This is a genomic window from Brevundimonas sp. (assembly GCF_023259385.1).
Lineage (GTDB): Bacteria > Pseudomonadota > Alphaproteobacteria > Caulobacterales > Caulobacteraceae > Brevundimonas.
The window spans coordinates 1-7,862 of record NZ_JAHFPF010000152.1 but is presented as its reverse complement, the minus strand read 5'-3'; the positions used below and the strand labels follow the sequence as shown (position 1 = coordinate 7,862).

Below are 7,862 nucleotides of genomic sequence, written 5' to 3'. Positions count from 1 at the left end.
CCGTCTAGAGAAGGGGGGCGTCGGCGGCAAGGCGAAAAGACGCCCCGGCGCCGACCGGTCCTCAAGCTATCCGGGGGCGTTCCCACGGGGTGTGTCGCTGATGTGACAAATCATTGCCGGAATTCCCTCCCAAGACGAACACACTCGAGGCGAAGGGAACAAGTTCCCGCCGCTTTGGGTTGCCCAACGGACGTTCGCGGGGGGAGTTTCTGCGCGCGTCCAAATCTGTGCGTCACCAGTCTGGCCCTAGTCGGCCGCATTTCATCGGGGTTCTGAAATCATGTCATTCCGTAATCGCCTCCGCGATTCCTCCGCGCTGACAGGCGGCCTTCTCGCCGCCGCGCTGCTTGCTACGCCCGCCTTCGCCCAAGATGCGGGCGGTCAACAGCCCGCTCCGCAGGATGAAGCGACTGAAATCGGGGAGGTGGTCGTCACGGGATCGCGCATTCCGCGTCCGAACCTTGAACAACCCACGCCGGTCGCCACGGTTTCCCAGGAAGCGATCCAGACGTCGGGTACCCAGGATCTGGGCCAGATCCTGGCGGAACTTCCGGCGCTGAGCGCGAACTCGACCGTTCGCGCGAACTCCGACAGCTTCGGCGACTCGGGCGGCCTGAACTTCCCGAACCTGCGGGACCTGGGCGCCGCGCGGACCCTGACCCTGGTGGACGGCAAGCGTCACGTCGGCGGCGACGCGGGCAATGCTGCGGTCGATCTGAACTCGATTCCGGCCGCGCTGGTCGAGCGTGTCGAAGTGATCACCGGCGGCGCGTCGGCCATCTACGGCTCGGACGCCGTGTCCGGCGTGGTCAACATCCTCCTGAAGAACGACTTCGACGGCGGCGAGATGACCGCCCAGGTCGGGGGCGTTCCCGACGGCGGCGGCCGCACCTGGTCCCTGAACGGCGTGTACGGCCGCAACTTCCTGGACAATCGCGCCAACGCGACCGTCAGCCTGTTCTACGATCACTCTGACCGGGTCATGGCCAGCGAGGTCGATGCGCTGCGCGACTACGGCTCGATCATCAACCCGCTGAACACCGGGCCGAACGACGGCATCCCCGACCGGATCCTGGTGCCGAACGTGCTGACCGATTACCTCGACGAGAACGGCGTCATCATCGACGCCAATACGTTCGAGATCATCACCGCGCTGCGCAACAACGGGTCGCCCGTTCCGCAACAGCCGCGCATCGGTGAAAACAGCTTCGCCTTCGGCCAGTTCGGCGACTGCGAGACCTGCACCTCGCTGGAGGACTATGTCACGCTGGTGCCCCGGACCAATCGGTACGGGACCGACGTCCGGCTTCGCTATGACTTCTCTCCCAATGTGACGGGCTATCTGGACGCCAAGTTCGTCCGGTCCGAGATCCAGGACTCCGTCCAGCCGTCCTTCACGTTCGGCGACTACCTGATCCAGCCCGACAATGCGTTCATCACCCCGGAGCTGGCCGCCGTCATCGCCGGCCGCGACATCACCTTCGGCCGCTTCAACGCGGACATGGGCTCGCGGGTGAACAATATCTCGCGTGAGACCTATCGTGTCGTGACCGGCCTGCGCGGCACGTTCGAGACCGGCTTCGCCGACTTCGACTGGGACCTGTCGTACAACTACGGTGAGACCCAGAACCGGTTCGACGCCACGGGCGGCATGATCCCGGGCAACTACGCCGCGGCGATCGACGCGATCCGTCTGCCGACCGGCGAGGTCGTCTGCCGCAACATGACGCCTGGTCCCGACCAGACCTCGGAACCCTGCGTGGCGTTCAACCCGTTCGGCCGCCAGAACTCCCAGGCCGCCATCGACTACGTGACCTACGAGGCGACCCGGAACCACACCATCACCCAAGAGGTGGTGACCGGCCTGTTCAACTTCGACACCTCGAAATTCTTCAACCTGCAGGGCGGCCCGATCGCCTTCGCCGGCGGCTTCGAGTATCGCAAGGAGACGAGCGAGAACATCAACGACCCCTTCATCAAGTCGGGGTTGGCCGACAGCGCCGCGCAGCCTGACGCCTATGGCGAGTTCGACGTCACCGAGGTGTTCGGCGAGTTCAACCTCCCGCTGCTGGCGGATCTGCCGTTCGCCTATCGCCTGTCGATCGACGGCGCCTACCGCTACGCGGACTACTCGACGGTCGGTGGAGCGGAAGCCTGGAAAGTCGGCGCCGTCTATGCGCCGGCTCGCGATGTGATGTTCCGCGGAACCTATTCGCGCGCCGTTCGGGCCCCGAACATCACCGAGGCCTTCCTGCCGACGACGGCGGGCTTCTTCTCGGTGAGCGATCCCTGCGACGTCAACAACATCAACGCCGATCCGGATCGGGCGGCCAACTGTGCGGCCGACGGTCTCCCGGGCGGCTTCAACTCCAACACCAACGCGTCGATCGACGGCACGTCCAGCGGCAACCCGAACCTCGATCCGGAAGAAGCCGAAAGCTTCACCTACGGCGTGGTCCTGCAGCCGCGCTGGATCCAGGGTCTGACCTTCACGGCCGACTACTATGACATCAAGATCGACAAGGCGATCGCGTCGATCGGGGCCCAGGACATCATCAACAACTGCTACGACGCCACGGGCGGCCTGGACGCGAACTTCTGCTCGCTGTTCACCCGCGGCGCCGACAACAACATCGACTTCGTTGAGACGACCTTCATCAACGCGGCGATGCTGACCACCAAGGGCTGGGATTTCGAGCTGACCTATCAGCGCGACCTGGACGCCCTGGCGATGGATCACCCGCGGTTGTTCGGCGGACTGCGCGGCCGGCTCTCCGGCAGCCTGAGCGCCAACTATCTGAAGGAGCTGGACTTCTTCGCGTTTGCTGATCGTCCTGACGAAATCGACGTCGAGAAGGGCGAAATCGGCAACCCCGAATGGTCCTACAAGTCCCGCCTGACCTGGGACGGCGGCGGCCTGGCCGTGACCTGGGAAACCCGGTTCGAGGACGAGGTGGCCCGCTTCGACGTCACGCCGAAGCCGGGCGTGAACTCCGCCGAGGCGATCTACCCGAACTATGTGCCGAGCCAAGTCTACCACGACATCATCGTGCGCTACCGCATCGACGGCGGCTTCGGTGGAGCCGACAACGTCGAGCTGTTCGTCGGGGTGAACAACATCACCGACGAGCAGATGCCTTACGGCCTGACCGGCAACGGCACGGCCTCGACCTACGAGCTGTTCGGCCGCTCGGTCTTCGGCGGCGTCCGCGCCCGCTTCTAAGGTCTAGCGCGGAACGGAACGAAGGGGCGGCGTCGATGACGCCGCCCCTTTTTCGCGCCTGCTCGACTGTGGGCGTCAGGCCCGGGCGGCGATCCAGTCCGGGAGGGCGCCGATCGACTCCAGCGCGCCGTACCGGGCATGGCCCTCGGGCGCTTCGGCCAGCTCGTGCGCCCAAGTGATGGCGTAGGGGATATGGACCGCGAAGGCGCCGGCCTCAAGCGCGGGCAGGACGTCGGACTTCATGGAGTTGCCGGCCATGACCGCCTCCTCCGCGCCGGTCCCGTGACGAGCGAAGACGCGCTGATAGGTTCCGCTATCCTTCTCCGACACGATCTCGACCGCGGCGAACAGGTCGCCCAGGCCGGAGGCCGCGACCTTGCGCTCCTGATCCATCAGGTCGCCTTTGGTGATCAGGACGAGGCGGTATTTTTCCGACAGGGCCGCCAGGGCTTCGTCGACGCCGGGCAGGGTCTCGACCGGGTGAGCCAGCATCTCGCGGCCCGCCGCCAGGATCTCGCGCACCACGACCGGAGGCGCTTCTCCGCCGGTCAGTTCCATGGCCGTCTCGATCATCGACAGGGTAAACCCCTTAACCCCGTATCCGTAGAGACGCAGGTTGCGCCGCTCGACCTCGGCCAGGCGGCCCTCGATCAGGTCGCGGTCGCCGTGATCGGCCAGAAGGGCGACGAACCGGTCGTGGGTGAGCCGGAAGATCGTCTCGTTGTGCCAAAGGGTGTCGTCGGCGTCGAGGCCGATAGTGGTGATGCTCATGTCGCGTTCCCTGAACCGGATTCGCGCGCCCGTCGAGCGGGGCGCTGGGCGGTTAATGGTCAATGCGGTCTTGACCACATTCGTCAGGGATATGTTCGCAAACCCGGTTCAGCCTCAACCCCGAGGCAGATCCCGGGGGGCCGCGCAAACGGAGCCGGTCATGGGAAATGAAGCGGGGCGGATCGGTCCGCCCGAGACCACGGCATGGGGTGATGAGGACCTCCCGCCGCAGACGACGCCGGAGCGGCGCGCCTACGCGCCGCCCGAGGACGATCGGCCGGACGCGATCCAGCCCATCGGGCGGCGGTCGTACGCCGCGCCGTACGAGAGCCTGACCTTCACCATGGTCACGCGGGCGCGTCGCGAGCTGACCGTGACCCTGGCCGCCCAGCCGGTGTTCGACCTGGTCCGTTCACTGCCGGTCAGCCGACGCATTCGCCGCACAATCCGCCATCGGGGCGGGGAACGGGCGCTGACGGGACTGAACCGCCGCACCCTGGAGGCGACCGACCTGCAGAGGATCGACCTGCAGACCCTGCGTCACGGACTGGACATGCTGCGCCTCGGCCAGAACGACAGCGGCGTGCTGCCGGTGTTCTGGCGGACCGTGGCGACCAGCCGCGGCCGCTTCTCGCTGCTGTGCTCCGAGATGCAGCACGAGAACACGCCGGGGACCCTGCTGGTCGAGGTGATGGGCGGGCTGGAAAGCGCGCCCGTCGAGGCGATCCAGTCGGCCATCGGCCATTTCGAGACCGACGCCCAGGGGGTGATCCTGCACGTGGCCCCCGACATCGCGGCGGTGCGGCGGCTGGCCGGGACCCCCGGCCGCTGCCTGTCGATCGACTTCGCCGGGGTCAGTCACGAGACCGCGCGGGACTGGCGGGATGCGGCCGCCCTGATCGGGGTCGGCCGTCAGGTCTGCGGCCAGGTCATGCTGCTTAACCTGAGGCCCGACCGCGGCCTGGCCGCGCAGACCGCCGGCGCGACCCACGCGGTCTTCGCCGGCATGGACGCCGTCACCGTCTGATCCCCTAGAGCCTGATCGGCTGAGGCGGAATCGCTTCGCGATCCCGGCGATGCCGTGAATCAGGCTCCAGAATTATGCTGGAGCGAAATCTGAGCTGAGATGGACTGCGTCCAGCTCAACCGATTTCGCTCTAGCCGCCGTTCAGGGCGTCGCGCAGGAAGCGCAGGACGCGGGGCCAGCCGTCGGCCCGTGCAGCGACCAGGCCGGGCAGGGTGCCGCCCAGGGCGAGCGCGCGCTCCAGCCCCGGCGCATCGGCGGCGACCGGGGCGCCGAAGACGGCGTGGCCGGCGTCCGGATAGGTCAGGTTGACGACCGGGTGGCGGAAGCCGTGGGCCTGCAGCCGTTGCTCCACGCGCCGGGCCATCTCCGCCGAGGGCCACAGGCCGTCGGCCTGGCCGGAGATCATCAGCACCGGGCCGTTGATCGCCTCGACCGGGATTTCCGCCTCGGCGGAGGCCGTCGCCAGGCTGTCGTTGTACAGGTTGAACACCCCGGTGAAGCCGTTGGACATGTTGTAGGGAACGTAGGCGAGCGGCTGGCCGCCGGCGGTCCAGGACGAGCCGACGGCGCCGCCGGTCTGGTCGATGCCGGCCCAGACGACGTGGGAGGGCACGCCGGCGACGACGGCGCGGATCTCCGGATTGCGGCTGGCGGTCAGCAGGGCCAGTTCACCGCCCTTGGACACGCCCATGACCGCGATCGGGCCGTGGATTTCCGGTCGGGCCTTGAGCCAGGCGAGGGCGCGGTCGACCGGCTCGATGGGAATCTCGTTCAGGACCGGATTCTGGCCCGGCTCGCCGAAATAGGAGACGGCGATGGCGGCGAAGCCCGCATCGGAAAGGCGGCGGGCCAGGCCACGTCCGCCGCGCAGCCCGCCCTCCGAACCGCCCAGGACGATGACGGCGCCCGCGGAGGCCTGCGTTCCGGGCGCGGGGGCGAAGTATTCGGCGACGAGGCCCTCTTCGCGGATGATCACGTCGGCGGCCCGGGCGGCGGGCGCCGCGACGGTGGGGGCGGGCGTCTGTGCGGTCGCCGGAGCGGTCAGGACGAAGGCGCCCAGCAGCAGGGCGGCGACGGCGGCGGGAAGGCTGGCGGACAGGGCGAAGGACATCAGGATCTCCATTGATCAAGTACTTTATGATGCAAAGTAAATGGAGGGTCAATGAGACTCGCAAACCCTCGTCGTCCGACACCTGTTGACGCCGCGGCCTGAGCGGATGCACCTCTGCGGCATGAGCCACGTCGAACACTCCATCCCGCTGCCCGAGGACCCGCTCTCGGACCGGCACAAGCTGGGCTGGGGGCTGGCCGCGCTGGTGGTGGCTGGGAACATGATCGGCTCGGGTCTGTACCTGCTGCCCGTCAGCCTGGCCTCGACCGGCAGCTCCAGCCTGATCGGCTGGCTGGTGGCGGCCGTGGGCGCGGCGGCGCTGGCGCTGGTGTTCGGGGCGCTGGGCCGGGTCGCGCCGAAGGCCGACGGCCTGTCGGGCTTCGCCGAGCTGGGGCTGGGCCGGTTCGCGGGCTTTCAGGTCTCGCTCGCCTTCTGGATGGCCTGCCTGATCGGCAATGTCGCGGTGGCCGTGGCCGCCACGGGCTATCTGGGTTTCTTCTGGCCGATGCTGAAGAACCCGGTCGCGGCGACATTGTGCAATCTGGGCCTGATCTGGATCGCGACCCTGGCCTACATCATCGGCGCCCGCACGGCCTCGTGGCTGGCGGCCGTGGCGCTGGTGGTGGGCCTGATTCCCATCGGCATCGCCGTCGCGGCGGGCGTCGCCGCCTTCGATCCGGCGGTCTTCGCGGCCTCATGGAGCCCGTCGGGCGAGCCGTTGCTCAAGACCGTGCCCGCCTCGCTGGCCATCATCTTCTGGGCCTATCTGGGCGTGGAAAGCGCCGCGGCCCTGTCCCACCGGGTGCGTCATCCGGCCGTCGACGTGCGGCGCGCTTCGGTCGCCGGCGCCCTTCTGGCCACGCTGGTCTATGTCAGCGCGACGGTCGCCGTGTTCGGCGTGATTCCCGTGGCCCAGCTGGCCCATTCGACCAGTCCCTACGCCGACCTGGCCGGGCGGGTGTTCGGCGCCTCGATCGCCGGAATCGTCGCGGTCTGCGCGATCACCAAGACCCTGGGCACCATCGGCGGCTGGACGATGATGGGCGGCGAGACGGCGCGCGCCGCGGCGCAGCAGGGCTATCTGCCCTCGGGCTTCGGCTCGCCGACCAGGACGCCGATCGTCACCCCTCTGCTGGGCGCGGCCTTCATGAGCGTGATCGCCATCCTGTCGGGCCAGCCGACGCTGGGTAAGCAGTTCGGCATGCTGGTGGGCGTCACCTCAGTCCTGAGCCTAACCATCTACGCCGTCTGCGCGCTGTCGCTGTTCCGGTTGGCGAAGACGCCCGGCGCGCGTTCCATCGCCGTTCTGGGCATGGTGTTCGCCGTCGCCGCCGTGGCCGCCGCGGCGCCCGGATACATCCTGCCGACGGCGGGTTTCGTCGCCCTGATGACCGCCGCATGGTTCGTGTTTCTGAGAAAGTCCGGATCGCGCGTTGACCCTGAGGGTCAGGGGGCCTAACCACCCCGCCGTTTGTTCGCCGGATTACGGCCTTACGGAGCGCGCCATGACCCAGACCCTTCTTCCCGGAGTCACAGGCGTTCTGGCGCTGGCTGACGGCACGATCTTCCAAGGCGTCGGCTGCGGCGCGACCGGCTCGGCGCTGGGCGAGGTGGTCTTCAACACCGCCATGACCTGCTATCAGGAAATCCTGACCGACCCGTCCTACATGAGCCAGATCCTGGCCTTCACCTTCCCCCATGTCGGCAACGTCGGGGTGAACGTCGAGGAC

General features: G+C 67.8%; 6 protein-coding genes. 4 read left to right on the top strand and 2 right to left on the bottom strand.

Annotation, left to right across the window (positions count from 1 at the left end):
* Positions 1-280 precede the first annotated feature (280 nt).
* Complete coding sequence (locus Q0C81_RS12190) at positions 281-3,223, top strand: TonB-dependent receptor (RefSeq protein WP_291838121.1); 2,943 nt, start codon at positions 281-283, stop codon at positions 3,221-3,223.
* A gap of 75 nt (positions 3,224-3,298) precedes the next feature.
* Here Q0C81_RS12190 and Q0C81_RS12185 read toward each other — a convergent pair whose 3' ends face one another.
* Positions 3,299-3,994, bottom strand: a complete 696-nt coding sequence (locus Q0C81_RS12185; protein ID WP_291838118.1) for an HAD family hydrolase — start codon at positions 3,992-3,994, stop codon at positions 3,299-3,301.
* 160 nt (positions 3,995-4,154) lie between these two features.
* Between Q0C81_RS12185 and Q0C81_RS12180 the strand changes: the two genes are divergently transcribed.
* A complete protein-coding gene (locus Q0C81_RS12180; RefSeq protein ID WP_291838115.1) occupies positions 4,155-5,021 on the top strand; it encodes a hypothetical protein in 867 nt (288 codons plus the stop codon).
* A gap of 130 nt (positions 5,022-5,151) precedes the next feature.
* Here the strand turns inward: Q0C81_RS12180 and Q0C81_RS12175 are convergent, their stop codons facing one another.
* The gene (locus tag Q0C81_RS12175; protein WP_291838113.1) at positions 5,152-6,132 is read right to left on the bottom strand and encodes an acyl-CoA thioester hydrolase/BAAT C-terminal domain-containing protein; all 981 of its coding nucleotides are present in this window, start codon (positions 6,130-6,132) and stop codon (positions 5,152-5,154) included.
* A 121-nt stretch (positions 6,133-6,253) separates the two neighbouring features.
* Here Q0C81_RS12175 and Q0C81_RS12170 point away from each other — a divergent pair, with 121 nt between their 5' ends.
* Both Q0C81_RS12170 and Q0C81_RS12165 read left to right on the top strand, forming a co-directional pair.
* Positions 6,254-7,591, top strand: a complete 1,338-nt coding sequence (locus tag Q0C81_RS12170) for an amino acid permease (protein WP_291838109.1) — start codon at positions 6,254-6,256, stop codon at positions 7,589-7,591.
* 46 nt (positions 7,592-7,637) lie between these two features.
* Positions 7,638-7,862, top strand: a 225-nt coding sequence (locus Q0C81_RS12165; RefSeq protein WP_291838106.1) for a carbamoyl-phosphate synthase domain-containing protein, incomplete at its 3' end; no start/stop codon positions are given.